The sequence below is a fragment of the Asaia sp. SF2.1 genome (genome assembly GCF_000505765.1).
GTDB lineage: Bacteria > Pseudomonadota > Alphaproteobacteria > Acetobacterales > Acetobacteraceae > Asaia > Asaia bogorensis.
On record NZ_AYXS01000002.1, the window covers coordinates 1 to 24,001 of the forward strand.

Annotated in this window: 29 protein-coding genes and 2 pseudogenes; 12 read left to right on the forward strand and 19 right to left on the reverse strand. The window is 58.4% G+C overall.

Annotated features, from left to right (window positions below):
- From P792_RS22865 to P792_RS39575, 14 genes and pseudogenes are all read right to left on the reverse strand, one after another.
- Positions 1-395, reverse strand: a 395-nt coding sequence (locus tag P792_RS22865; protein ID WP_023977580.1) for an HK97 family phage prohead protease, incomplete at its 3' end; no start/stop codon positions are given.
- Complete coding sequence (locus tag P792_RS22870; protein WP_023977581.1) at positions 388-1,713, reverse strand: phage portal protein; 1,326 nt, start codon at positions 1,711-1,713, stop codon at positions 388-390. The genes P792_RS22870 and P792_RS22865, both read right to left, overlap by 8 nt.
- Entirely contained in the window at positions 1,710-3,410 is a 1,701-nt protein-coding gene (locus tag P792_RS22875; RefSeq protein ID WP_023977582.1) for a terminase large subunit, read from the reverse strand. The genes P792_RS22870 and P792_RS22875 overlap by 4 nt, the downstream gene beginning before the upstream one ends.
- A 1-nt stretch (position 3,411) precedes the next feature.
- Positions 3,412-3,762, reverse strand: coding sequence for a hypothetical protein (locus tag P792_RS38180; RefSeq protein WP_023977583.1), 351 nt, complete (start codon positions 3,760-3,762; stop codon positions 3,412-3,414).
- 214 nt (positions 3,763-3,976) lie between these two features.
- A pseudogene (locus P792_RS38185) lies at positions 3,977-4,213 on the reverse strand (hypothetical protein); the annotation flags it as partial.
- 23 nt (positions 4,214-4,236) lie between these two features.
- On the reverse strand, positions 4,237-4,773 hold the full coding sequence (locus tag P792_RS22885; protein WP_152530119.1) for a hypothetical protein: 537 nt from the start codon (positions 4,771-4,773) through the stop codon (positions 4,237-4,239).
- A gap of 273 nt (positions 4,774-5,046) precedes the next feature.
- Complete coding sequence (locus P792_RS22895) at positions 5,047-5,490, reverse strand: DUF6362 family protein (protein WP_023977587.1); 444 nt, start codon at positions 5,488-5,490, stop codon at positions 5,047-5,049.
- Positions 5,491-5,785: 295 nt separating this feature from the next.
- Positions 5,786-7,636 (reverse strand): hypothetical protein, encoded by a 1,851-nt coding sequence (locus P792_RS22905; protein ID WP_023977589.1) that lies wholly within the window; start codon positions 7,634-7,636, stop codon positions 5,786-5,788.
- Positions 7,623-8,648 (reverse strand): toprim domain-containing protein, encoded by a 1,026-nt coding sequence (locus P792_RS22910; RefSeq protein ID WP_023977590.1) that lies wholly within the window; start codon positions 8,646-8,648, stop codon positions 7,623-7,625. Before P792_RS22910 ends, P792_RS22905 begins: the two co-directional genes overlap by 14 nt.
- Position 8,649: 1 nt before the next feature.
- Complete coding sequence (locus P792_RS22915) at positions 8,650-8,820, reverse strand: helix-turn-helix domain-containing protein (RefSeq protein ID WP_161630799.1); 171 nt, start codon at positions 8,818-8,820, stop codon at positions 8,650-8,652.
- Positions 8,820-9,149 (reverse strand): hypothetical protein, encoded by a 330-nt coding sequence (locus P792_RS36890; protein ID WP_152530120.1) that lies wholly within the window; start codon positions 9,147-9,149, stop codon positions 8,820-8,822. The genes P792_RS22915 and P792_RS36890 overlap by 1 nt, the downstream gene beginning before the upstream one ends.
- 3 nt (positions 9,150-9,152) lie before the next feature.
- Positions 9,153-9,602 carry a hypothetical protein gene (locus P792_RS22920; RefSeq protein ID WP_023977592.1) on the reverse strand — a complete coding sequence of 150 codons (450 nt, stop codon included), beginning with the start codon at positions 9,600-9,602 and terminating at the stop codon, positions 9,153-9,155.
- Positions 9,599-9,754, reverse strand: a complete 156-nt coding sequence (locus P792_RS37275; protein WP_155996799.1) for a hypothetical protein — start codon at positions 9,752-9,754, stop codon at positions 9,599-9,601. Before P792_RS37275 ends, P792_RS22920 begins: the two co-directional genes overlap by 4 nt.
- Positions 9,751-10,098 (reverse strand): helix-turn-helix transcriptional regulator, encoded by a 348-nt coding sequence (locus P792_RS39575; protein ID WP_035439313.1) that lies wholly within the window; start codon positions 10,096-10,098, stop codon positions 9,751-9,753. Before P792_RS39575 ends, P792_RS37275 begins: the two co-directional genes overlap by 4 nt.
- Positions 10,099-10,161: 63 nt before the next feature.
- Between P792_RS39575 and P792_RS36370 the strand changes: the two genes are divergently transcribed.
- The 7 genes and pseudogenes from P792_RS36370 to P792_RS37285 all read left to right on the forward strand — a co-directional run bounded on the left by P792_RS36370 (position 10,162) and on the right by P792_RS37285 (position 13,360).
- Positions 10,162-10,539, forward strand: coding sequence for a helix-turn-helix transcriptional regulator (locus tag P792_RS36370; protein ID WP_161630800.1), 378 nt, complete (start codon positions 10,162-10,164; stop codon positions 10,537-10,539).
- Between the two features lie 256 nt (positions 10,540-10,795).
- Complete coding sequence (locus P792_RS22930; RefSeq protein WP_023977595.1) at positions 10,796-11,131, forward strand: hypothetical protein; 336 nt, start codon at positions 10,796-10,798, stop codon at positions 11,129-11,131.
- Positions 11,128-11,376, forward strand: coding sequence for a hypothetical protein (locus P792_RS22935; RefSeq protein WP_023977596.1), 249 nt, complete (start codon positions 11,128-11,130; stop codon positions 11,374-11,376). The genes P792_RS22930 and P792_RS22935 overlap by 4 nt, the downstream gene beginning before the upstream one ends.
- On the forward strand, positions 11,373-11,591 hold the full coding sequence (locus P792_RS22940) for a hypothetical protein (protein WP_023977597.1): 219 nt from the start codon (positions 11,373-11,375) through the stop codon (positions 11,589-11,591). Before P792_RS22935 ends, P792_RS22940 begins: the two co-directional genes overlap by 4 nt.
- Positions 11,588-12,109, forward strand: a complete 522-nt coding sequence (locus tag P792_RS22945; RefSeq protein ID WP_152530121.1) for a hypothetical protein — start codon at positions 11,588-11,590, stop codon at positions 12,107-12,109. The genes P792_RS22940 and P792_RS22945 overlap by 4 nt, the downstream gene beginning before the upstream one ends.
- A 70-nt stretch (positions 12,110-12,179) precedes the next feature.
- Positions 12,180-12,305, forward strand: a pseudogene (locus P792_RS39580) (helix-turn-helix domain-containing protein); the annotation flags it as partial.
- Positions 12,306-12,328: 23 nt separating this feature from the next.
- The gene (locus tag P792_RS37285) at positions 12,329-13,360 is read left to right on the forward strand and encodes a site-specific integrase (RefSeq protein WP_023977599.1); all 1,032 of its coding nucleotides are present in this window, start codon (positions 12,329-12,331) and stop codon (positions 13,358-13,360) included.
- A gap of 39 nt (positions 13,361-13,399) precedes the next feature.
- Here the strand turns inward: P792_RS37285 and P792_RS36895 are convergent, their stop codons facing one another.
- The 3 genes from P792_RS36895 to P792_RS22970 form a co-directional block, all read right to left on the reverse strand.
- Positions 13,400-14,113, reverse strand: a complete 714-nt coding sequence (locus P792_RS36895; RefSeq protein WP_152530122.1) for a hypothetical protein — start codon at positions 14,111-14,113, stop codon at positions 13,400-13,402.
- Positions 14,114-14,470: 357 nt separating this feature from the next.
- Positions 14,471-14,872 (reverse strand): type II toxin-antitoxin system HicB family antitoxin, encoded by a 402-nt coding sequence (locus tag P792_RS22965; RefSeq protein WP_023977601.1) that lies wholly within the window; start codon positions 14,870-14,872, stop codon positions 14,471-14,473.
- 980 nt (positions 14,873-15,852) lie between these two features.
- Complete coding sequence (locus P792_RS22970) at positions 15,853-16,347, reverse strand: lysozyme (protein ID WP_023977603.1); 495 nt, start codon at positions 16,345-16,347, stop codon at positions 15,853-15,855.
- Positions 16,348-17,004: 657 nt separating this feature from the next.
- On the opposite strand from P792_RS22970, the gene P792_RS22975 reads away from it, so the two are divergent.
- Together P792_RS22975 and P792_RS22980 are read left to right on the forward strand one after the other, a co-directional pair.
- Positions 17,005-18,108, forward strand: a complete 1,104-nt coding sequence (locus P792_RS22975; RefSeq protein WP_035439324.1) for a histidine kinase dimerization/phosphoacceptor domain -containing protein — start codon at positions 17,005-17,007, stop codon at positions 18,106-18,108.
- An 11-nt stretch (positions 18,109-18,119) separates the two neighbouring features.
- Entirely contained in the window at positions 18,120-18,557 is a 438-nt protein-coding gene (locus P792_RS22980) for a response regulator (protein WP_200863450.1), read from the forward strand.
- Between the two features lie 68 nt (positions 18,558-18,625).
- Here P792_RS22980 and P792_RS22985 read toward each other — a convergent pair whose 3' ends face one another.
- Positions 18,626-19,426, reverse strand: coding sequence for an SDR family NAD(P)-dependent oxidoreductase (locus tag P792_RS22985; protein WP_023977606.1), 801 nt, complete (start codon positions 19,424-19,426; stop codon positions 18,626-18,628).
- 137 nt (positions 19,427-19,563) lie between these two features.
- A complete protein-coding gene (locus P792_RS22990) occupies positions 19,564-20,355 on the reverse strand; it encodes an SDR family NAD(P)-dependent oxidoreductase (protein WP_023977607.1) in 792 nt (263 codons plus the stop codon).
- A gap of 1,054 nt (positions 20,356-21,409) precedes the next feature.
- On the opposite strand from P792_RS22990, the gene P792_RS38190 reads away from it, so the two are divergent.
- The 3 genes from P792_RS38190 to P792_RS23000 all read left to right on the forward strand — a co-directional run bounded on the left by P792_RS38190 (position 21,410) and on the right by P792_RS23000 (position 23,955).
- Entirely contained in the window at positions 21,410-21,679 is a 270-nt protein-coding gene (locus P792_RS38190) for a DUF333 domain-containing protein (protein WP_081866686.1), read from the forward strand.
- Positions 21,680-21,986: 307 nt separating this feature from the next.
- Positions 21,987-22,691: an HAD family phosphatase gene (locus P792_RS22995; protein WP_023977609.1), complete on the forward strand. Its 705-nt coding sequence runs from the start codon at positions 21,987-21,989 to the stop codon at positions 22,689-22,691.
- 523 nt (positions 22,692-23,214) lie between these two features.
- The gene (locus P792_RS23000) at positions 23,215-23,955 is read left to right on the forward strand and encodes an HAD family phosphatase (RefSeq protein WP_023977610.1); all 741 of its coding nucleotides are present in this window, start codon (positions 23,215-23,217) and stop codon (positions 23,953-23,955) included.
- Positions 23,956-24,001: the final 46 nt, after the last annotated feature.

Here is a 24,001-nt window from a genome sequence, read left to right on the forward strand (position 1 = left end):
TCGGTGCCGAAGGTTGCGCCGTCCTTGCGCACGGAAAACCCGATGGAGAGGCCGCCGAGCGCGCCATCCTTGACCAGGCCGTAAAGCCTGCGCCCGTAATCGGTATCCATGCCCGACAGACGCCCGCGCAGATGCAGGCCGTGGCTGTCCTCGCTGGCATCGTCCCACACGCCGACCGGCAGGCCGTCACCGCCAAGGATGCCGTGCATGACGTGCATCGGAATGTTGCGCCCCTGCGCCTTGCGCTCGGCCAGGGTCTCGGCAAAGGCACCGGGCAGGACGATATCGCCGTGCGCGTCCTGATGGCCGAACACGCTGCCATAGCCCTCGAAGCTGCCCTCTTTCGCGTCGGGTGCAAACTTCCACTCGAAAGCAGCGGCCAGATAGTCATTCATTGTCATCTCCCGTGATGCCGGATTGCGTGCCGGGCAGTCGGTGGCTGGCAGGCGGATCTTGCCCGCCTGTGCCGGTCAGGTTGCGGGGCTTGCCGATATCGGCAAGCGGGATCATCTGCGCCTGCACCATGAGCACATCGCCGCCCGGCATGGGGGCAAGGTTGTCATTTGCGCGGGCCTCGTTGACGGTCATCCAGCCCGAGCGCAGCGCGGTTTGCATGTAACTGGCGCGCGCCGTGCTATCGCCGCGCAACAGCGCATCGACATTGAAGCGGGCGAAATACCGGTCACGCTCGATGGGCGAGAGCAGGCAGCGCGCAACGGCCTGCTCGATGCGTTGCAGCCAGGGCATGAGACCATATTGCAGGAACCAGAGATTCATCTGCTCCAGCCCGGTGCCCCAGGCGGTGGATTTCTCCATGGCTCCGATCATGACCGGCTGCACCCCGAACCACCGGCAAAGTGTCGCAACGCCCAGCTGACGGGTTTGCAGCAGCTGCAGATCCTCGGCTTTGAGCCCGATGCTCTCGACCTTCCACCCGCCCTCGAGCAGAGGCGTCTTGCCCGCATTGATCGCGCCCGAATACTCGCCGAGGATCGCCTTGGCCTGTTCCTTCTGCGGCGCACTCAGATAGGTCGGGGCCGAGATATAGGTCTGCGAGAGCAGCCCGTTGCGGAACATGCGCCCCGCTGTTTCTTCGGCGGCGATCGCGGCCCCTATGGATTGCCGACCCGCCGTGATGGGCGAGATGCCCATGAGCCCGTCGAAACAAAAGCCCTTGATGTGGAACACGTCGCCCTCACTGAGCACCAACGTCCTGCCCTGATAGCTGTAGCGATAGACCAGTGCCCCGGTGCTGGGATCGCGCTGCACGGTCATGCGGTCGGGGCGTAACGGATTGAGTGCCACGATCTGACCGTCACCGCGCCGCATGATCTGGGCGAAGCCATTGCCCCAGGCGAGGCAGCACGCGGCCATGCACGACCAGAACTCGATGGGCGTCATATCGGCATTCGGCGCGCGGGCCAGCACCCGGTAAAGCGGGTGATCGCGGGCCAGGGACGATTGCCCGTCACCTTGCTGTTCGTGCAGCTTGAGCGGCATGGAGCCGATGGTTTCGGACAGGAGCCGGATACAGGCCCAGACCGTGTCGAGCTGCAGCGCGGTATCGACCGACACGCTCTGGCCCGCAATGCTCGGGCCGCCCGCCATGAAAGCGCCGAGGCGCAGATCGGTGAGGGATACGCCCGTGACGGACTGGAACGCCGCACTTGCGGCCTTCCAGGCCATGCCGCGCAGTCTTGTGGCGATGCTCATACGGCAATGATCCCGGTTGAAAGAAAGTCATCCATCCGGCCGCCACCGGGCGGCTCGGGGTTGCGGCTCATCAGCGTGACGGCATTGAGCAGCGCCATCAGCGGGTCGATCTTGAGATAACCCGCCGCCTGTTTGGTGATGATGATGGCATTGCCTCTCGGCTCCACCTTCGCGTTCGAGACGGCCCAGGCCATGATCGGCCGAGCACCGTGGCAGAGCGTGCCATCTGCCAGCTTGCGCTCGGCGGTCTTGATGGCACCTGAGAGCGTCCAGCCCTGCGAGATGCCGACCACGCGCTCATGCGCGATGCCGATCTGGGCCAGCGCATCGACAATGGCGCCCACGCCCATCGGGTCGAGCCCCACGATCGCGAGCTTGTTGCTCCGGTCGATTGTGCCGAGGACCGCCACCAGCTGCTCGATATCGGTGCCTGGCTCAGCGGTGATGACCAGATCGCCCTGTGTCTCGAAGTCGCGCAGCTGGCTGGCCTCGCGCTTGCGAAGCGCGAGCACGCCCTCGAACACCCAGCTTTTCTGCCAGTGTAGCCATTGGCCCGTGATGGTGTCGCGCCCAAGAACTGCCAGCGACAGCAGGTCGTCGAGCCCGCCGCCGTCGATGCCTGCCACGATCACCTCGCTGCGTTCGATCAGGGCCTTGAGGGTCAGCGTGTCATCGCCTGCGCCTTGCCAGTAATCGGCACCGACCCAGCGATCGGAGCGCAGGGCAAGGCCGATCTCGACATTGAGATGCTGCGACGCCCAGCTGGCCAGCTCGCCCACGCCTTTCTCGCGGGCGTCCTCATACTCGCGCTTCAGGCGGTCCAGCGTGATCGACCGGCCGAGATTGGGCAGCACCATCGGCCAGTAGGCGGGATCTTCCCAGGGCGCGGCCTCGCCGGGTAGTTTCGAGGGCTGCTGGATATCGGGCGGCAATTCGTACAGCACCGGCAGAACGGGCTGGAAGCGTTTGCCGTCGCGTATCTCGCGGGCGCGGATCAGATCCTGCGCGAACACGCCCCGAGGCGGCCCGTCGCTCTGGGTGGTGATGATGGCGAGGAACGCCTCGGGTTGCGAGATCATGCCGCCGCGTATCTGGCGCATGACGCTGCCCGCATCGTTGCGCATGGCGATGACGTGCTGCTCATCCACCAGCACGCCTGCAGGCTTCACGCCGGTCATGACGTCCGGGCTGAACGCCTTGACCTGCAGGGTCGCGCCTGTCGCATGAAATCTGAGGCGCTTGAGATGCTGCTGCACCTGAAAGCAGCGCATCAGCGTGCGGTCGTTCTGCACCATGCCCAGCGCCTGGCTGAAGGCGAGATCGGCGATTTCCTTGGTGGGCGCGACGATCAGGAATTCGGCGTTGGGGCGTTCATTCACGATCACGGCCGTCAGCATCAGGCCCGCGCCGTTCGTGGTCTTGCTGTTCTTTTTCGGCACCAGGAGGAAAAGCTCCTGGATGGCACGCACACCTGTGTCGGGATCGAGTGCGCCGAACAGGGCCGAGACGATCTCGCGGAACCAGTCGCCGCAGGCTTGCGCCATGGCTGGCGTGCCGGGCACGTCAGGAATGCGCAGCCGGTCGAAGCAGCGCACGGCCCGCGCGGCGAGATCGGAATTGACCGGCTCCAGATCCGGCAGGAGGGACTGGCCGGCACGCAAACGCGCCTCCCAGTCCTTCCGGCTCAGATCCAGCATGTCAGTTCCTTCTGTTCATCGGGGGCAAATCGTCGCCCCAGCCGCTATCGAGGCCGGGCAGGGCGGGTTGATCCTCGCGCGGGGTCGCGAGACGGGCATGAGCGTAGGGAAGGGCGGCCTTGGCGGCGTCGGCGCGGATGGCGGCGGCCAGGCCGCGATTGCGGTAGATATGCGTGAGGAACGCGAGCGGCGAGCAGGTTGCCAGATCCTGCGGGCTCATGCCGCTCAGGGCATCGAGGCCGGGCGCAAGTGCGGCGGGATCGACCACGAGCGGGCCATTCCAGTCCACCTGCTTCCTGTTCCGGCTGCCCTTTTTGCGTCCGGCGCCAGGACGTGCGCCACCGTGAGCCATTACTGGTCCCTTTCCTTGATAACTTGATTTCCTTGATAGACCGGAAAATCTGCCGCTGAGCCTTGCGCGGTTGCGGGGGTAGGATCCGGCCGGACTTTCGACCCGCCCCTCGGGGTCGGCGGGGCGGGGTTTCGCGGGTCCGGATGGCCCGGACGCGGGCGGTTTTGGCACTATGGCAGGAGCCACAGAGCAGCCGGACATTGTTCGGATCGAGCGGCGCACCGCCGTCTTTCAGTTCATGGATATGATCGCCGAAGATCCGGCAGCCGGTACGGCCGCAGACCTCGCAGAGTCGCCCACGCTCAGCCAAAAGGCGGGAGATAAGACAACGCCATCCAGAGGAAGTATAGAAAGAGGCCGCGTTTTTTTGCGGGAGGCCTGCGATGCGAGGACTTGGGGTTTTTAGAGATGTGCCAAGCACACTGAGTTGAGGATATCCTCTTTTAGACACAGATTTTCCCTAAGAGTCATTCTTTAAGCAGACGCAGAGGAAATCAAGAGAAGTTCCTGCTGGATTAAGGGTATGTTTCCTTCGAATCTTCTCAAGACCTTTAAGCTTAGGCCTACTGATAAAAAGCCAATCAGGAAGAAACAGAGAAAGACGTTTTTAGCATGTTCAATCGCGAGACCATTTCGAAGCGAAGCTAAGTCCAGCGCGTAAAAAGTGCCGTTTGATAAATTTTTAAAACCAAGTACGAAAAATGTACCGTCTGAGTTCGGCGAACTCATATGGACGCACAAAAGAACATCTTCTTCATTTATGTCCAAATATGCGCTGATCTCTTGCGTTCGATAAGTCTTCCCATTTGCAACAAAGGAATAAGAACGAAGCGTCTTCACCGTGCCGGAAACAGAGCCGTAACCGTCACTAACGTGACCTGAAATTTTCCCATTGACTGATGACGATACGGAGGCTCGTTCAATCTTGATGCGGCTTGTATCGAAGATGATCTGGACTTCTTCCGCGCTAATTTTTTTGGATGAATTATAAATGTCTGAGATCAGCATCAAATAATTCGCACTTCTCTGCAAAGGGGGAGGAAACTTCAAATCATGTACGCACTGTGACGAAGCAGAATGTTATTTGAAGATATTTACCCTGTAAATCGCTGCTTGTTCAGAGTAGACCCTGTGGTCGTGTGCCCGCCTGTCAACAGGTGAAATTTGTGCAACACCTATCCCAGTTTGATCAAGCATAAAAAAAGACGCCTGCCCGAATGGGTAAGCGTCTCGCGAGAATGACATTTGAAATACTGCAAAAACCGACAAAAGCAACATTAAAAATCAACGGGTCATGATTTTTTTACCAATGGCTTCACAACCCAACCGATGCCATCTTTTTGCGGTTGGTTCGGAAATACCCATTTTTGTTGCGATCTTCTCCCAGCCCCAGCGGTTTCGGCCCGACACCGGATGAACAATCAACCGCATGTTGATGACCCTGCGCAGCCTGATCTGCGAAGCATCAATCAGGGAAAGCCAGCCCAGCGCGATATCCATACGCCTGATCTGCTCGGCAGTCGGCGGCGGCATGAAGGCTTCGAGTTCGCGGAACCAGTCCAGATCCTCCGGGTCGAACACGACGTCCGGCCACTTGACGCAATGCGTGCTCGGCCTGGTGCCCGTGGCGGGAAGGGCTGCGAGCGTGTCCGCTGCCTCAGCAAGCCACTCCGCAATCTGATCGGCAATATCGCGGGAGTGATCGAAAAGGACGTAATCAGGGGTCATGCCATCCTCTTTCAAGCCACCAAAGCCCATTGGCTACCGGCTCGGCTACCGGGCTACGGGATTGGCTACAGGATTATATATATTTATCAGTAAGTTATATTAATGGTAGCCACGGTAGCCACGGTAGCCAGTATTCAAGACACAAGAGACACGTCTCCCTTCGTGGGAAATGCGTCTATACAGGTGCAGGGAGTGGCTACGGCGGCTGCGGGAGCTACAGCGTTGTTTTTATTGCTCTTTTATGGCTACCGGCTGGCTACCATTGGCTACGGGATTATGTAGCATTTTCAGTGACTTAGTCATCTTCACCTACTCCGAAGCCCAATTCCGCCGCCGTAACCCACACGCAGCGGGCGGGAGTCATCGAGCCGATCTTGACCTTGCGTTTGGGGCTGCGGGCCGATTCAAGACGTCGCAGCTCATAGAGCCAGCGTTGACCGGCGAACGGTGTATCATCGAATAGCCGGGTCAGCATGGCATTCCCTTGGGAAAACCAGAGCCCGGCACCATCGGCCTCGCGAGGATACGCCACGCCGTTGCGCGCCTTGATCTCGTTTGGCCTGATAACCCGGATGCCGTATTGCCCGAGCACTTCATCGGCAACAGAGCGCGAGAGCGGGTCGAGATCCGGCCTCTCTCCGCTGTCGTTTTCAAGAAGGCGCTCGATAAGGTCAGCTATAGATTTCCTTTCGGTCGATCTCTGCACCATGACAAGCTGCGTCAACAGGTGATTGATCATGCGTGTTGGTGCATCTTGCGTCGTAACGTCCTCGGCGTCACGTACAAATTCTGATAAAGCGCCAATTCCTATTTGAGCGCCACGTTCGTCAGGGATTGTATCCTCTGTCATGACCCACCACCCGGCAAGAATAGTGCCGAGCTGGTCCATTTCACGGGGCTGACAACCGCTTTCAAGAAGCGCCGCCCGGAAGATTGCCAGCGCGGCGCGATGGCGCTCCCATCCGGCAAGGGCTCGCCCCCAAAGCGCCGCCCCGTGCTCGCGCGCCCAGGTGGCGAGGTCACGATGCTCGGTCGAATGGTCGGCCCCTTCCTCGGCCTTGGCGAGGTCGATAATCGTGAAGCGTCCCAGATGCTGCGCCTGCATGTCAGGCGGGTTGATCGAGGCCATGATGATCGAGCCGACGACCTCGATACTCCGGGCCACGCCATCCTTGCCGCCGCGCACGCCTTTGGTGCCTTCGCCGCCCGTCGATGAGAGCACGAGATCCAGAAGCGCACGCGCACCGCGCTGATCCTCGCGATCGGAAGCCTCATCGATGAAAGCGGGCATCGCGCGCCCGTCGAGCCTCTGCTCCAGTCCGGCTTTCGACGTGTCATTGACGAACACATGCAAAGGCGACGCCGCCTGCAACACGCGCAACAGCGACGATTTGCCCGACCCGGCCCCGCCGATCAGAAACCCGGCAGGCCGCCACGGGATCGAGGCCCCGTAATAGGCGCAGGCCAGCAACCCGAGCACCGCGATCTCACCGCCCGGCGTGCGAAAATTCCAGAGCCTGCGGATCTGCTCAAGTAAATAGCGCCCTTCCTCCGGGCCGCAGGGCCGTGCGGGGCGAGGTGAGGGCGGGGCAGCGGCCCATACCTGATTCCCGGTGCGTGTTCCCGCTTTTTCCAGCCGGTCGCCTATCATCACGGTGTCGCCGCAATGGACCACCGGAAAACCGTTTTCGGCAGGCCACACACCCGGCTTGCGGATCATGATATGAGACCCGAAAAGACCGGCCTCGGCGCATTCAGCCTGTAAGAAGCTGGCCACCGAATTGATGCGGAAATCCACCACCTTTTCCTCGGTGACTTCCTGCCCGTCCTGGTCCTTGCTCTTGCACTGCGCTTTCTTCGGAAAATTGGCGCGCAGCCACCCGTCATTCCCGGCAAACAGGCCGAGCAGATCATGGCGCGAGCCGACCTGCCTTGCGGTCAGCACGCGCAGCTGTCCCACGCGGTCGAGAAAGAAGTAGGAGCCATCAAGATGGCCCAGCGCCGTCACGGGACAAGGCTCGTTTTCTTCTGGCGCGGCTGGCGGCTCGCCGCCGCCCTTGCGCTCGCCATCCAGGCGGCCCCCGTCGATAACCTGAAACGCCCGGTCGGCGCGCAGTACCGCATCGCGGATATCATTGGATTGCATCGTTGAAATCCTTCCCGCGAGGGGGTTTTGCGACCCGCACCTCGCGACCTTTGGAAAGGTGAAAGTCGATCGCCCGATCGAGGCCGCGCTTCGCGGCTTCGTGTTCATCCCGATCGGCAAGAAGCGTGACCCTGCGCACCTGGTCCGGCAGCCAGATGGCCGCCATGTTGCTCAGGCTACCGGCTGCGAGCACGCGAAATTCGGGGCAGCACACGGCCACCGAAAGACAGGTCTCGATGCCTTCGCCGATCAGCACGATTTCATCCGGGCGGGCCTTGGCCAGCGTCTCGCCGGTCTCGCCCTTGCGCAGGCGTACGGCAGCGCCCGCATAGGCCCCGCGAATTTTCTTGGCGACATCGAGCCGCGCCTTGACCCATCGGCCCTCGCTATCCTGGGCAAGCCATGTCTGATGCGTGGCGACATGCGCGCCCGTGGCATCGGTGAAGGCGGCCAGCATGGCGGGCAGCTTGCGCTGCACCTCATTGCAGTAATGGGCGGGGGCAAAGCGTATCGAGCGCGTGAAACGCCCGAGCGGGGCGACGTCGATGCCGCGATTGCGGATATAGGCGAGCACCGGCGAACCCTCGGTGACGGGCTCGGCATTGAGCCACATAGCCAGCGCCTTTTTGCGCCCGTCCTGCTCGTCCTTTGCCGCGTCGCGCTGGATCTTCTCCGCCGCCAGATGCGCCTGTCGTATGGCGACGGGGCCGAGATCGCCCAGCCCGAGCCAGCTATGCGCCCAGCGATACGCCTCTTTCGTGTTTCCGCCTGTCAGGCACGCCGCCACCAGATCGAGCGGATCGCCAAACTCACCCGAGCGATGATCGACCCAACCACCCGGATTCCTGCCGGTCAGATGCACGGAAAACGCGGTGCCCTTGCCACCCGACAGGGAGTCGCACCGCCAATCTGCGCCCATGCGCTGGCCGAACGGCAACAGCTCGCGCACCAGCTGATCGATACGCTGGGTCAGCAGGGTTGAGAGTTCGGCCGCGCCGATCTGCATGGTCATGTCATGCCGCCTTTCTCTCAGGCGATGGCACGGCCAGACGGCGCAGCGCATAGCGCACCGTGCGTTCCGATATGCCCAGCGCGCGGGCGATGCGCGATGCGCTTGCACCACGCTGACGCAGCGCCGCTATGGCGGGGTCGATGCGACCCCGATCGAGCGCGGGCCGGGCCATCAGCAGCGCTCCCGGCAGGGCTGGCACAGGCGCAGCCAGCGCCCTTTTGCGGTAAACCACGCCCCGCAACACAGGCATTTGCGGTCGATCCGCTCGACTGGCTCAGGCTGTAGCGATCGCGCACTCTTGTGGCTCGGTGGATGATTGCCAAAACAGGCAACGAAACGCCTGAGATGACAGGCCGGTAGAAGCTCGCACCCCTTGACCGTGCATGGATCGAGAGAGAGCTTTGCAGCGATCTTTTCCGCTCCGCCGCGCTGCGCCCTCATGCGGCGCATGAGCACGGTGGCGGCTTCGCGTTCTGGCGTCATGATGGCGGGGCGGGGCATGGCTCAACGCTCCCCATCGGTGCGAAAGGCGAGTGCCTGCATTTTCTGTAGCGCATCGGTCGAGTGGCGTATGAGGTCGCCCAGACGCTGCGACAGGTCGGCAGCCTCGGTCCGGTCGATCCTGCCATCTGCCATCGCCCTGATGGCTGCGGTCATCGTGCCACTGGCCGAGGCCGCGACGTCGCTCATGGCTGTTGCCGCGCATCCCTCGCCGAACGCGATCGGGAGCAGCGCATAACCCTCGATGGTGGCCATGGCGGCGAGAATGAGGGGCTGTTGCGCAGAAATATCCAGATCGACGGCAACGTCGACCGGTACGATCAGGGGCGAATGACGATTCTGATATTCCGAAATCTGCGACTTACCGACGCGCGTATATGATGCAGCTGATTCCACATCGCCAATCACGCTGATAGCCGTCTGGGTCGCCGTCTTGATTCTCGCGATCTTCATGACGCGATTCCCAGCATGGCACGCGCAAGCCGCGTCTCCAGAATATTTGCATATTGTAGCCGTGCGCCATTGGGGCTCTCCGTGACTCGGATACCCTCCGGGTGACAGAAGGGCGCAAGCTCAATAGCGTGCAGGGCATGACGAATTTTCATGGCTCGTATCTCTCGGCTACTTGCAGCTTTCGTTTGGGCTGGTCGCTTGCCGTAGGGATCTCGTCTGACTCGATAGGCAGTGCAGTATGGGTGTGAGGCAACCTGTCATCAGGCTGAGGTGTCAGGGAGGGAGACGCAGGAATAATGTCTTCGCTACCCGTTTCTTCGGGTACCAGTTCGTCAAGACTTGCACCCAAAAGCCGAGCAACTGGGCGCAGTTTGTCAGAGGGTATCCTTCGTTTGCCATTAAACCATTGAGATACGGTCGCCTGGCTAACCCCGATCAAGTTCGCGATCTGGTTCTGTCGGAGATTTGCTCGGTCAAGGAGATGGGCAAGTGACATGGAGAATATTTAGTAACACGAAAGTTTCGTGTCAAGAAAGTTTCGTGTCACGGAATCCAGTGTTTGGAAAAAGACTGTCATTCTCGACGCATGGCTGACAAGAAACTCTCTCCCGATGAAATCGCGGCGAACCGTCATACGCTTCGTTTTTTGAAATCTTGGCTCAAGGTTAAAGGCTTGAAGCAGAGGGATTTGGCAGAACATCTAGACATGTCCGAGCCTTCCATTTCAAAATGGTTGAATGGAAAGGCACCGATGACGATGTCACAGTTTGCAAGAGTTGCCGAATTACTAGGCGCAAAGCCTGAAGACCTACTTTTTTCACCAGAAGATGCCGAAAAATCAGAGCGATTTAAGGCGGTTTCCGAGCTTGCGAACGAGCTCGACGACGAGGCATTTGCTGCTTGGATCCTTGCCGGACGAGCCATGAGGAAAAAGTAGTTTCGTCTTACGAAATTAAACTTGACTTTGAAACTTTCGTCATACGAAAATAACTCTATCACACCATGATGGAGCGCCTTCATGCACGAAAGTACCCTAGCTCTTCAGAACCTCTTGCCAGTTCCTTGTCATGTTGCTGGCAGGTTGGCCTACGATGCTGACCGGATTTCCCAGATAAGCCAGACGCCGCAGGTAAAAAGCGGGCAGTTTCGACGTGAACGATCATGCCCGTTTCTCATGCGCTGGGAGGTGTGACATGCGCCCGGTCAATCGCCCCGCCGATATCGGTCCAACGTTCACCGTCATGACAGAGCGTGCGTTCTGGATCGCCATTACCCCGCTATCCCAACCCGAGCAGGCGCACGCCCTCGACCTGTTCCGCCGCTGGCGCTACGCCGCCACGCGCGCCGATGATGGCCGACCGCCGCAATGCGCCGCACCGTGGAAGCACGCCGCCGCGGCCCTTTCGACAGAATTGCAGGCTCTATTTGGGCACCATGCCGAACCGATCGCGCCACCGCCATACGCTGCTCAGGTGAGCGCCCTGCGTGCCCTTGCCGTGACCGCATTCCACAGGAGGGCGATCCAGTGAGCAATCGCGCCAGCGACAAGCGCCGCGCCTATCGCGCTGCCGCCGCCGAGATCGAGGCGACGTGCAACAGATATGCGCTGACGCCAGAGGATCGGCTCGAACTGATGGCCGATCTCTCAGCCGATACGGCCTTCGTCATGCCCGGCCGTCGGCCCGGATGGCAGTTCATGAGTTCCACCATTCTGGAAATCATCCAGCGTCAGGCCGCCGACCGGCTGCATCATCTGATCGGACGGCACGGATGACCCAGCAGCTCTTTGCCATTCGCAACGAAAAGCGCCGCACAATCGAGCGCTTTCCCACCTATGCCGAGGCCGAGCGCGCAGCATCGAGGCGGTGCCGCAGCCTGCGGGTTTCGGTGCCGGTTTACCGCAACCGCACGCATCTCGCGACGGTCTATCCGGGCGCGGACAAAGGCTTGCTGGTTTTCCTCACAACAGCCGGGAGCAGGATCATATGATGCGCCCCAACCGCGCCGCTGCGTCGGAACGGACTTACGCCATGCGCGAAACCCGTTACCGCGAAAGCCAGTGCGCCATTGAGCTGCCCGTTATCAGGCGCGACAAGCCGACAATCGACCCGCTCGATCCGGGCCTGTTGTCACTGCTGCCGCACCGCCCACGCGCCTGGCGCGCGTTCGTTCATGCCATTCCGGCCGAGCTGGTCGAGTTCTGGATCGCGCGCCAGCCGCGCTATTGCCTGCTTGCCGAGTTCGCCGCGACGTCAGGCCAGTGGCGCTGCCTCTGGCGATCGGGGGATATCGAGACATACCCGCAACAGGGCATCCGTCACCGGGTGCAGTTCATGAATAGCGAAGAGATCGACAGGATCAGGGCGGCCTGTCCGCTGGTCGATATCAGCCTGAACGACCAGACAACGCGCCTGCGCTTTCGCAGGTCGGGGGAGGGTGAGTCTGCCAGTGTCCGGACGGCAGAGCCGGAGGCACGAAAGGGAGGAACCGAAAATTATCGAGGCTGAGCTATTCCCGTATGTCGGCGCGCAGTCCGACGATGTGCCCTATCCAGGTGCTGTCCTGCCGGGGCGTTTGATGCGGGTGTCCGAGCTGGCCGAGCGATGGTCGGTTTCCTCATCAACAGTGCTGAGCATCATCAGGCGCGGTCTTCTCAGGGCTGTTCAGGTGGGCTCCCGCTACCGGATCGAACCGAGCGCCATCATCGAATACGAAAAGAGCATGCAGTGTCACGACGTAAGACCGACACCCCGACCTATAGCCTCTGTGAGCGGGCCGGTAAGTTCTATGTCCAGTGGTGGGACGGGCACCAGAGTAAACGCCTTTCGCTTGGGACAGCAAACCGCGAAGAGGCAAAGCGCGCGCTAAGGCAGTTTCTCACGGGGCTGGATACGCCTGAACCGCCCAAGAGCCCCACGATTGGCGAAATTCTGGCTGGATATGTGCAGGATCGAGAGGGGAGGGTGCGGAGCATTGCGTCAATCCGCTATGCTTGTGCGGCGCTCACGGAACATCTGGGCGATATGACACCAGACCAGATCACGACGAGATCGAGCCGCAATTATGCCGCCGCACGGCGTGCTCAGGGAAGGCGAGGGGCCACTGGCCGCGGCAAACCACTGAGCGATGGCACGATTATCAGGGAGGTTGTAACCCTGCGCGCCGCCTTGCGCTGGGCAGTCGATGAACGCTGGATAGAGCGGGCACCGCGGGTCGAAGCGCCGCCTGCTCCGCCACCAAGAGAGCGATGGCTGACGCAGGGCGAGGCGCGGCGGCTTCTGGACGCAGCCGAGACGCTGCACCTGCGCCTTTTCATCCAGCTCGCGCTCTATACGGGCGCAAGAACGAGCGCGATTCTGGAGCTGCAATGGCAACAGGTCGATTTTGAGCGCAGCACGATCAATTACGGCACGGGCAGCGGCAACAAGCGCCGGTCAATCGTGCCCATAATTCCCGAGCTGCGTGCCGCCATGTGGGAGGCTGCCACGATCCGGACGAGTGACAGCGTGATCGAGTATCACGGCAAGGCCGTTGCCAGCATCCGCCACGCTTTCCGCGACAGAGCCAGCGCCGCGGGCCTAAAGAACGTCACCCCTCACACGCTGCGCCACACCTGCGCCACCTGGATGGTCATGAAAGGCGTCCCGTTCGAAATGGTCGCCAAGTTCCTGGGAAACAGCGTCGATATGATCGAGCGCGTCTACGGCCACCACAGCCCAGACTGGCTTAGGCGGGCGGCGGACGCGCTGTCGGGATAGATACGGTCTATAAAAGACAGTTGTGTGTAGGCGGAGTGTTCACAGTTTCAGTTCGCGGGCAAGTTCGCTTCTGATGAATTTCAGCAAGGACTCTATTGTTTCTACGAGCTTGATGCCAGCGCATGCGGCATTCTGCACAGCCCAAGGTCGAAAAGTAACTGTTGCCGTTGCTCCTGGAGTAATTTCTTCACACTTGGTATTATCTCTTATGATAGATAAATTATATATAGTTTTTTTTAAATTCTCACTGAGATCGAAAAGATCCCCCATTATTTGTTCTGAAAATAAAGACATCTCTTCCCAGTTGTTTTTTGATAAAACATCCATCAAATCCATAATGTGAGCGTATTCATTCTCTCTGCCGGAATTGACTAAAAACCATCCAAAAATGCGTTCTCCTATCGCTGGCAATGATTTGTTATCTGAAAATAAGTTTTTTAGAGAAAGTAAATCTCCTTCAGTCTGATCAAAAAGATTCAGCATCCTCCTGAAGTATGCCTGACGACGGCGCCGCTCGGCTCGTCGCTGGTTAACCTGATCAGCCACTGCAGCTGCCACTGCTAAAAGACCAGCAAACAACGCGGCAATGCCCGAAATCAGTGTCAAGCCGCCGGCATAACGCGTCGCTTTTGCCTGGATTTCTGCTGCTCTTATGGCTGCACGTGCGGCGACACAGGCATCGGGAGTTGCAAGAGGAAGATGCATGTGGACGACAGAGAAACAGTCGACCAGCACAGCGGCAGTGTCTGCCATCAATTGAAGCCCCGCGGATAATGCGCTGTCTAAGGAATTCAGACTGGAAGCGTTAAGATAGCGGGGAAGCGGATGCTCGGCCAGTGGACGAGATATCGCTAAATGACGAGCGTAATTTCCTCATTCCGTGCACCCTGAGGTGACCAGAAACTGTTTATTTTCAGGCACTCCGGTATTTTGGTAAGGGAGAGGTCGCGAGTTCAATCCTCGCTAGCAGCACCATGATTTCCCAGAAAAATATGACAGTAAGTCCCATCGTTTCCCTCGATCCATCGGATGGGAAATGGGTTGCCTCTTAGCAATGGCAGTCGGACCACCCTCACGCAACCCGACCATATCAACGTCACTGAGAACCGATCAGACGGTCAAAGCGAGTTTCGCAATCATGCCCGAGCGTGTCTCGTTTTCCTTTCTGGCGCGCCTGTCCAGGCGGGCCAGAATACGACGGGGCAGGGTGATCTTGATGCGCTCTACTGACTCGTCGAACAGCGCCGGGTTGACGGCAACAAATCCCCAGATCCAGTCTGGCCCTATCCATTCGCTCCCGGCGCGTAGCTGATCGAGAGACGAGGGGAATGGCACGTTTTGCCCGTTCTCGATGGCTTCCTCTATCCACGAGGTAATGGCCTCGGCCGCGCAGTTGACTGACTCGTCGAATGTGTCGCCTGCCGAGAAACAGCCGGGAAGGTCAGGTACAATTACGCTGAATGCCCGAGTTTCCGAGCCTGTTTCTATGACAATAGGATATATCAATGGCATTCTCTGTGCCTGTGCTATCTGAGGCTGGCCTGCTTGCGTGGTTGTGGCTCGTGCCGAGATCCTTCCTAAGATAAGAGGACGTGATCAAGCCCCCATGATACTCGTGGCATGATATGTGATGTGTAGACCCTGCCTTTCATTTCTGCCCATCCTACTTTTTCAGCCTACAGACCAATTCCTCACTAGGAATCGAGAACTCATACACACGGTACTCATGAGTGGGAAAGCAGCATATACAGGATGTATCGCCCTTTCAGAAAACTTCGCTGAGGCCCACGATCACGCAGTATGGAAGAGACAGGATCGGACTTGATTTGAACTGATCCCCTAGGCGTATACCTCCCTCGTTTATGTCGTGACGCTTGCGATTTTGTCCTGCTCCGCGTTTGACGCTCAATTGGCCACGATGCCCGCTGTGTTTGGCGGCGGATTTGGGGCAGTGAGAGCATTCGCAGTGCAATTATGGTGCGTCATTCGCGCCGCATCTGCGGCTTCCGCTGGAGGAACGGCTCGATATCGCCTATCGCCGCGTGAACAACGTTACCCAACGTCTGCTCTGTAAAGCCTGAACCAAGCGCTCTGCTTTCAATGAAGGGGGCGAACCAGATCGTACATGGCAAACTGGCAGTTAAAACCCGTAATGACTAAGGACCGTAAGTGGGTTGCCCCGGTCCTGCGCGCTAGAGGGACAGAGTGGGATGACGCTACCGCTTGGGCGGCTGTGTGTCGTCGGCATTGGCCGCATGCCTGCTGTTCATGGCGAGGCGATTGACGATATTATAGAGGCCCATCCATCTGGAGCCCTCAGCCGGGCGCGGCCAGAAACGGGCTGCGACCGCGCAGGATGCCACTATGAAGGTGCCAAGCACTGTGAGGTCTGACGCCAGGCTGACGGGAATTATTGGCATGATTGCAGTGTAGAATTGTTGCCAATCGATATTCATGCTCGGATTGTCCTGGAGAACGTTGTCGGAAAATAATCAGATACTGCGCGACGTGCCTGTTACAGCTTGTCCGAAATAGACGGCACGCTCGAGTTGGCGGCGCTTTCTGAGCCCGGGTAGGGCGACCATCTGGCCCTTCACGCTGGCTTTATCCCAGCGTAGTAGTTGCTCACCTGCCGCGTTGTATTGGCCCTGATTGAGCAGGCGGCGCAAAGTTGAGCGATACATTGCCGCGCTACCAATATTGAATTGCCAAGACAGAAGCGCTCCTTCCTGATTTGGCGTTAGAGGGACGGAAATGGAGTCACGCAGCTTCTTGCGCAGGTCAGTCAAAGTGCTCTGCAGTAGGTTCAGTGCGTCGTTTTCTGTCAGCGGGGGTGTTCTTGCTGTAACCGGACTGCCATCAGCGAGAAACCGGTTGCCAATGCCAATCGTCCAGTACCCCGCAGGGCAAAGATAGGGCGCAAGACGCAGCCCCTCGACATCATCACGGCGTAAAAGCGCCGTGGCGATCCTGATTGAATCATCCATTACCTTTCTCTTTTCTTGCGATTTATCGACAACTGATGCGCGACGACGGTGAGCCACGTGCCGCGGCTTAGACCTTTTCCCAAAGGCGTATCTGCCGGTCCCGTCTCAGCTGGAAACCTGCTTTCCGCCAAATCTGCGTGGAGCTGTTCGGCGCATGATGATCGCTTCAGGACACGCTTTCAGCGTTCTTCCCCACTTGGCAGGAATGAAGATAGCGCGTGTTTTTGGGCTGTGTTGCCGTGCTCTAGCGTCGGCCCTGTCGAGCTCTGAGGGTGGGGGAACGCGACTATGATCTGAACTGCAGATACCCTCAGAATGGATATATCCATATCATATTTTCGGATAAAAATGAATATTACGAATTTACGCTCTAATATAAATCTATAAAGTTATTCGGTATATTTTTAATGAGCCCGATTCATGGGAATGATGGGATCTTTGTCTTGCAAGTATGGAAGCCCCTACTGCCTGCTGGCGCATTGGCGAAAGAGGATTCCCGTTCCTGAGCGATAGTCTGGCCTCAGCCAAGTCATGAGCGTGCACGTTTGGCTCGTTCCCCACCCGCCTGGGGAACACGGGAATTCGTGAAACCCTCTCCGCAAGGTTTCGTTTTAGCCCGAAGTGATGCCTCTCGGGCATTCACCCGGGGGAGAAAATGTGAAGCAGCGCGACGACTGGCATTTGACGGACGAGCTTGATTACGAACAGGGGCGTGGTGATCCTTTTGCGGCTGCTGTACGAGCCACCCGCATGCCTATGGTAATTACGGACCCGGGTCAGGCCGATAATCCGATTGTTTTCTGCAATGTCGCTTTCCAGGAACTGACGGGATATGACCGCGCCGAGATCATGGGCAGGAATTGTCGCTTTCTGCAGGGGCCTGATACTGATCCTGAGGCCGTCGCCCGGGTTCGGGCGGCCATCGAGGAAGGGCATGATATCGATGTGGACCTGTTGAATTATCGGAAGGATGGATCAACCTTCTGGAATGCGCTCTATCTCTCTCCCGTACGTGACGCAAAAGGTGATATCCGCTTTTTCTTCGCTTCCCAACTCGATGTGACAGAGCGCGTGCAAGCGCAGCACATCATCAACCAGCAGAAAATACTGGTCGAGCGTGAAGTTGAGCGCCGAACGGCGGATTTGCGAGATGCCCTTGAGGCGAAGACCATCCTCCTTCACGAAGTCGACCATCGTGTGAAGAACAACCTGACCATGATCGGGTCGCTTCTGCGCCTGCAAGCGCGCACGATTGATGATCCGGCGATCGTTGCCAAACTCGACAGCATGCTCGAACGTGTCGATGCGCTTGCTGTGGTCCATCGTCAGCTTTATCAGTCAGAGGATATCGCCGCGTTCGACATTGGCGGTTTTGTTGAAAACCTTGCACGCGACGTCGTCGGGTCGAGTGGCCGCGCAGATATACGTCTACTGTTGAAGGTGCGGCCGCTGATGGTCGATTCAGCCCATGCCTCCGCCCTTGGTCTCATCCTCAACGAGATCCTGACAAATGCCATCAAGCACGGTTTTGCGGATGGTCGGGCAGGCGTGCTCAGTCTGTTCGCCGGGGAGGAAAACAGGCTCGGCACAATCCGTATCTGTGATGACGGTCCGGGCATGCCCTCAGTCAAGCGAACCAAGAGCATAGGTGCGGCCCTGATCACCCGTCTTTCACGTCAGGCCCAAGCTCAGGCCACATGGAGTGACAACGGTCCTGGGACTTGCGTCACGATCACCTTCCCAAAAAGCGATACATTCTGATGGCAACTCCCATGGACGTTCTCATTGTTGAGGACGAGATGATCATTGCTATGGATATGGAAGCGCTGATTCGTGACAGTGGTCACGAGGTGGTGGGAGCTGTTGCGTCGCTGCAGGAGGTCGAAGCGCTGCCGGATCACGTTAGTCCGCAGCTCGCACTGGTTGACCTTCATCTCGCTGGGGGATCGAACGGGTTCGAGGTCTGTGCGCATATCCGCGGGAGATGGCCGGAAGCCCTGATCGTTTTCCTGACCGCAAACGTCTCAAAAATCCCCGAGGATTTTTCGGGGGCCCATGGTGTGATCGCCAAGCCATTTTCTCATGCAGGCGTAGTGAACGCATTGCGTTACCTGTCCGAAGGGGTGTTCGATCCACCACCCTCAGTGCCGCGCCCATCAAGCCTCGCAACCTCTGAGCATCTTCGCGAACGCTGGGCAAGCTGCGCCTGAGGCGTGAACCGCGCCAGATCAGGGGCAGTAGCGCCTGGCGCCGTGCACCCTGACCGAGCGGCTGGGCGTTAGAGGATACCGCCCGAGATCGGCATGGTGACGCCTGTGATGTAACTTGCATCCTCACTCAGCAGGAAAGCCACGGTGCCAGGGATTTCCTCGATATCGCCAAGACGACGCATGGGAACACCAGCAACCATCTCCTTCTTGACTGTCTCCGGATCGGTCGAAAAATACTGCGTATTCGTGGCCGCTTGCAGCTCAGTCTGGCGGTCCCACATGAAGCCCGGCCCCATCAGCGCTGGGGCAATGCCATTGACCCGGATGTTATGAGGCGCGAGATCCTTTGAGGCGACCTGGGTCAGGCCAACTACGCCGAATTTCGATGAGCCATAGGCGCCCATGTTTGGAGGGCCCTGCAGGCCTGCCATGCTGGCTGTGTTCACAATGCTGCCCGAACGGCGAGCAACCATGCGGCGCGATACGGCACGCAGCACGTGAAACGCCCCAACCAGATCGATATCGACGACGCGTTGGAAGTCTTCAACGGGGTACTCATGAATCGGAGCGAAGGCGCCCTGATACCCGGCATTATTGAACAGCAGGTCGATCGGACCGACGTTCTTCTCAGCGTAGTCGATGGCTTCCTCGACGCTGGCGTAGTTCGTGACGTCACAAACCACCGTCTTGACCTTCACGCCATGCTCGGCGAACTGCTTCGCCGCTTCGTCGAGTTTGCCCTGATCGAGATCGAGCAGCACGACGTGGCTGCCTTCTTTCGCCAGTCGGCGCGCCACGGCAAGCCCGATATTGCCAGCGGCACCGGTCACGAGAGCTGTCTTGCCAGCGAAACGTTTCGTCTCACTCATTGGTTGTCATCCTTCATGGTCGTATCCCGGCCTTTCGATCGGGATGCGCCGATAGACCCTGCCTTGCCCTTAGCGGCATAGGCGCGGGTCGGTTCCTCATAACTAGCAGTATAGCAGCGCTTTCGCATTGCTATGCATCAAAGGGTTTTAAGCATCCCGCCATCAACGAAATAGGATGACCCCACGCTGTAGGAAGCCTTGTCGGAGCACAGGAACACAAAGAAGTTGGCCAGTTCCTCGGGTGATCCAAAGCGCTTGATAGGGGCATGTTCGTCGGCAACCCCCTGCAGATAGGCTTCCCAGTCGCCACCGCTCTCGCTGGTTAGTTGCTTGGCGGTCTTGATCCAGTCAGGCGTCAGGATCAGGCCTGGATTGACGCAGTTCACGCGGATGTTGTCCTTGATCACCTCTGTCGAGAGGGTTTTCGAGAACATCATCAAGGCTGCTTTGGTGACGTTGTAGATCGGCTCGTACCACAGCGGCTGAGCTGCACAGATGGAGGCATTGTGAATGATGGCGCCACCGCCACGCTTCTTCATGCCAGGCACAAGGCCGCGTGCCAGGCGAATGGCCGCCATGACGTGCAGATCCCAGTAGAACTGCCACTTCTCGTCAGAGGCTTCCATAATGGTCTCGTTCGAGCCCGTCCCGGCATTGTTGATGAGGATATCCGCACCACCAAAAGCGGCTTCAGTCTCACGAACGACGCTTTCGATACCCTCGCTCGTGGCTACATCGGCAGCAACAGGTAGGCAGCGCACACCAAAGCTCGCCGCAAGCTTCGATGCTGCTTCTGTCAGTCGCTCCTTGTCGCGTGCCACCATGACGATGTGAGCACCCTCACGGGCCAGACCTTCCGCCACAGCAAGGCCTATACCGACACTACCGCCTGTGATGACGGCAACTTTATCCTTGAGACCCAGATCCATTCCGATTGTCCTTGTGAGATCCTGCGTCGCCTCCCTGTGAGGCGACCCGTAGGCGGCATACTGAACGAGGGATCAGAAACGGGAGGAAGAGGGAGCGGCGCACAAGTTTGAGTGACATCGAACACGCTACGGTGAGGCTGAGCCGCCGGGTGGTGCGATCGCCGGTCGGCGTCCCGATTGGAGGTGCTTACGGTGATGGTCGGGTGACCATAAGGGATATGAGACTGAGCGTGCTACGATCCGAGCGGGCGACATGCATTCATGCTCCCTCTTCCGCCGGGCCTGTCGATAAAGTTTCCTCCACGGTATCCTGCGCCCCACGCATTCCAGGTGATCGCAAATCTGCCAGAGTTTTCGTCTGTACCCGGCAGCTTCATCAGAGCAATTACGCCTTTCGACTACAAAAAATATACTCCGGGATCGACCTTATACTATTGATCCTCGGTATGACACTCGTAGTGCTGACGATGCAAAAAAGACGAAAATTTGGTATGGGAAGCAGTCCGGCAGGATTGCGCTGAGAGCCAAAGCCAAACCTGAGACTGCAATTTTCTTGAGGCGTTCGCTCTCGCTCGTGTGCTGGAGGAAGGGGGGGCAGGGCAATGGATTGCACCCCGATCTTCCGCCGCTCCGGCATTTTCTCTTGCTCGTCATGACAGATGTAGGAGGCGGATATTGCTGCCGAGCACGTGCTTTGCGTATCACTGGCTTCGACCTGCGAGACCATGCATCAGTATGTGGCACAACATGGTGCGACACCTCCGAGCGGGTTTGTTCAGCTGATCAGTGGGTAAGGTCAGGCGCACTCGGTGGCAACGGTGCGGGTGACGGCGCTCGGCCGTGAACGCTGCGACCGGAATCCCGCTCGTTATCCTCTTGGCGCACCAAATCGCGTCGAGCGTTTTGCGGTACTCTGTATCGATCCTGGGTCGATGTGGGACTCCGGTCTCACGAGGAGGCATCGGTGCATAACATGTGCCGCACTCGACCTCTCTCCTGACATGGTTCATCACTAGAGGCTGCATATAGATAGTTGTGTGAAAGGACGCATTTCATGATCAGATTGCATCAACTAAAGAGCCGGTGCTTTTTCTGCGTCATCGCATTGTCCTCAGTGTGCCTGACACCATTGCTTGCAGGATGTTCGCAGGACCAGAGACCGGCGAAGGGTGCCTACATGGCCAACCCCGCCTCGGTCTATTGCAAGGAGCAGGGCGGTAAGCTTGAGATCCGGCACGAGCAAGACGGCGAGGTGGGTTATTGCCATCTGGCTTATGGACGCGTGGTCGAGGAGTGGGTGCTCTACCGCGCGGCGCATCATTGAGCGCTTAGTTCGCGCAGCCGATGACGGGGAGCGGCGGTTTCACTGGGGCTGGCGAGACGTCGAATCCTCGAGATTCTGAAACACGTCAGCGTGGTAGCGCTGTTGTGAACGAGGGGTTAGGCGCATCATGCAAACAGCGAGTGTGCGACACCGTTAAGACTCAACCGGGTTGTATCGACAGGTTCATACAATCTGCTCAACCGTCTGCCTCAGAGCAGAGGGATGCCGTTGCTTCTGGCCAGTCTCTTGTCGAAGAGAAAATTCTCTGGGGGTCGCGGCACTGGATTTGCTGCGAAAGAGACGTGAGATGGTCATTAAAGTCCTGCCTGAAACCCTGATCGCCAGCCCGCAGATGTCGGTACGCGGGGTGATTTTCGACATGGACGGTCTTTTGTTCGACAGTGAGTCCCTCGGCATAGAGGCTTCCATGAGGGCGGCGCGACAATGCGGATTATCTCTGCCAATATCTCTCGCACGAGCCATGATCGGTCTTTCAGAAGACAAGTGTTTTGAGCTTGTTACGGAGCAATGTGGCGTGGCAGGGCAAGCGGCGAAGTTCTTCGCTCTGCAGGAGACGTGCCTTTCGGAAATGGTCGGTGAGGGGCGCTTGCAGTTAAAGCCGGGCGCCCTCAGTCTTCTCGATCTGCTTGACGCCAGAAATATCCCGCGAGCGATTGCCACGTCCTCAAGTCATGCGCGCGCCACAGCGCATCTCGCTGCTCTTGCCATGTCAGAGCGTTTCGACGCCATTGTGACGCGTGACGATGTAACCCACGCCAAGCCGGACTCCGAACCCTATACGCTTGCCGCTGCCCGTATTGGCGTGACTGCCGAGCTTTGTCTCGCGCTCGATGATTCAACAGTCGGCGTCAGGGCTGCCGTTGCAGCGGGTATGCGCGTTATCATGGTGCCGGATCTGGCCGAACCGGACGATTTCGCACGGGCCAACGCTCTCGCCATTGTAGAGAGCCTCGATGTCGCCCGGGATTATCTCATGCGCTACGCCCGATAGGGTTCGGACCTGCGTGTCAGGCGGAGCAATAATTGCGTAGCCTCCAAGATAACGCTCAGGCTACAAAAACTTCATGCTGTAATCAGAAAACTGGTGAGCCCGTTCAGCGCTGTTCATCACATGCCCGCGATTACCGGAGGCGGGTGAACACCCGCAGGGTTTTACAATATCACCCGCCATCTCCTCAAATGGAAATCAGGCTTACATAGTATTGAGTAAGCAGAAACTCATAATATGTTTCGTGCGCGTGGTGCCTGTCATGTTTCTGTCATGTCTTCAGTAGGATAGCCGGAAATAGCACGTGTAACGTTAAATATGTGAAGAATGACTTTGCTCCGGTTATGTGCGCTGCATTGGCGGAATCCAGAATTTCCCTGCTCATCAAGACATATTTTGACGTTTTTCCTTGCATTTCTCGTTTCCATGCCTATTTTAGGGTCATACACACGATTTCGTGATTGCCCAAACCCTGTGTGCAGAGAGCGCCGGTCGGTGCCCGCACAAACCGAGAGAGGACAATATCATGACCGTAGCTTCCGCTAATGCTACCGATATCCCCGCAGCCCTTCGCGAAGATGGCTCACTGAAACTCGTCATTTTCGATTGTGATGGCGTACTGGTTGACGGCGAACATCTGTCGACCGCCAAGATGGCTGAAGAAGCCCGCCATTATGGCTGGAACATTTCCAATGACGAGGCCCACAAGATTTTCACGGGTGGTGAACTTGTGAAGATCGGTGAGCGCATCGGCCGTGAGACCGGCACTGTAATGCCCGAGAACTGGGATATGATGATGCAGGACCGCATCGTCAAAATGATGGAAACCGAAGCAGAAACCATCGATGGCGCCCATGACATGCTGCAGAGCGTGCATGATCTGGGCCTCCCCATCCGTATTGGCTCGAACTCTTCAGGTGCTGAAATGGAAGCAAAGTTCTCAAGCACAGGGCTTGATGAACTGCTTGAAGATGAGCGGATCCATTCGGGTCGTGATCTCGACATGCCAAAGCCGCGCCCCGATCTCTATTTGCACGCAGCTGAAATGGAAGGCGTGCATCCTGAGAATTGCATCGTACTCGAGGATTCGGACACGGGTGCTGAAGCCGCTCGTCGCGCCGGTATGGCTTGTGTGCTGCTGCGCGACCTCAGCAAGCCTGCTCCCAGCTGGCCTGGACTGCTCCGCATCGGGCATCTTTCTGAATTCCCGCTGATCCTCAAGCAGATCCTGGATGTGCAATCCGGTGCCAAGGCAATTGCTGCTTGAAGCCTGATACTAGTCCATTCGTGCAAAAGCCGTCCCTCGGGGCGGC

Excerpts from the sequence above, each read along its gene's own strand:
- P792_RS22870 (WP_023977581.1), bottom strand. The coding sequence starts at position 1,713 with ATGAGCATCGCCACAAGACTGCGCGGCATGGCCTGGAAGGCCGCAAGT.
- P792_RS22875 (WP_023977582.1), bottom strand. The coding sequence starts at position 3,410 with ATGCTGGATCTGAGCCGGAAGGACTGGGAGGCGCGTTTGCGTGCCGGC.
- P792_RS38180 (WP_023977583.1), bottom strand. The coding sequence starts at position 3,762 with ATGGCTCACGGTGGCGCACGTCCTGGCGCCGGACGCAAAAAGGGCAGC.
- P792_RS22895 (WP_023977587.1), bottom strand. The coding sequence starts at position 5,490 with ATGACCCCTGATTACGTCCTTTTCGATCACTCCCGCGATATTGCCGAT.
- P792_RS22905 (WP_023977589.1), bottom strand. The coding sequence starts at position 7,636 with ATGCAATCCAATGATATCCGCGATGCGGTACTGCGCGCCGACCGGGCG.
- P792_RS22910 (WP_023977590.1), bottom strand. The coding sequence starts at position 8,648 with ATGACCATGCAGATCGGCGCGGCCGAACTCTCAACCCTGCTGACCCAG.
- P792_RS22915 (WP_161630799.1), bottom strand. The coding sequence starts at position 8,820 with ATGGCCCGGCCCGCGCTCGATCGGGGTCGCATCGACCCCGCCATAGCG.
- P792_RS36890 (WP_152530120.1), bottom strand. The coding sequence starts at position 9,149 with ATGCCCCGCCCCGCCATCATGACGCCAGAACGCGAAGCCGCCACCGTG.
- P792_RS22920 (WP_023977592.1), bottom strand. The coding sequence starts at position 9,602 with ATGAAGATCGCGAGAATCAAGACGGCGACCCAGACGGCTATCAGCGTG.
- P792_RS37275 (WP_155996799.1), bottom strand. The coding sequence starts at position 9,754 with ATGAAAATTCGTCATGCCCTGCACGCTATTGAGCTTGCGCCCTTCTGT.
- P792_RS39575 (WP_035439313.1), bottom strand. The coding sequence starts at position 10,098 with ATGTCACTTGCCCATCTCCTTGACCGAGCAAATCTCCGACAGAACCAG.
- P792_RS22930 (WP_023977595.1), top strand. The coding sequence starts at position 10,796 with ATGCGCCCGGTCAATCGCCCCGCCGATATCGGTCCAACGTTCACCGTC.
- P792_RS22940 (WP_023977597.1), top strand. The coding sequence starts at position 11,373 with ATGACCCAGCAGCTCTTTGCCATTCGCAACGAAAAGCGCCGCACAATC.
- P792_RS22945 (WP_152530121.1), top strand. The coding sequence starts at position 11,588 with ATGATGCGCCCCAACCGCGCCGCTGCGTCGGAACGGACTTACGCCATG.
- P792_RS36895 (WP_152530122.1), bottom strand. The coding sequence starts at position 14,113 with ATGGCAGACACTGCCGCTGTGCTGGTCGACTGTTTCTCTGTCGTCCAC.
- P792_RS22965 (WP_023977601.1), bottom strand. The coding sequence starts at position 14,872 with ATGCCATTGATATATCCTATTGTCATAGAAACAGGCTCGGAAACTCGG.
- P792_RS22970 (WP_023977603.1), bottom strand. The coding sequence starts at position 16,347 with ATGGATGATTCAATCAGGATCGCCACGGCGCTTTTACGCCGTGATGAT.
- P792_RS22980 (WP_200863450.1), top strand. The coding sequence starts at position 18,120 with ATGGACGTTCTCATTGTTGAGGACGAGATGATCATTGCTATGGATATG.
- P792_RS22985 (WP_023977606.1), bottom strand. The coding sequence starts at position 19,426 with ATGAGTGAGACGAAACGTTTCGCTGGCAAGACAGCTCTCGTGACCGGT.
- P792_RS22990 (WP_023977607.1), bottom strand. The coding sequence starts at position 20,355 with ATGGATCTGGGTCTCAAGGATAAAGTTGCCGTCATCACAGGCGGTAGT.
- P792_RS38190 (WP_081866686.1), top strand. The coding sequence starts at position 21,410 with ATGATCAGATTGCATCAACTAAAGAGCCGGTGCTTTTTCTGCGTCATC.
- P792_RS22995 (WP_023977609.1), top strand. The coding sequence starts at position 21,987 with ATGGTCATTAAAGTCCTGCCTGAAACCCTGATCGCCAGCCCGCAGATG.
- P792_RS23000 (WP_023977610.1), top strand. The coding sequence starts at position 23,215 with ATGACCGTAGCTTCCGCTAATGCTACCGATATCCCCGCAGCCCTTCGC.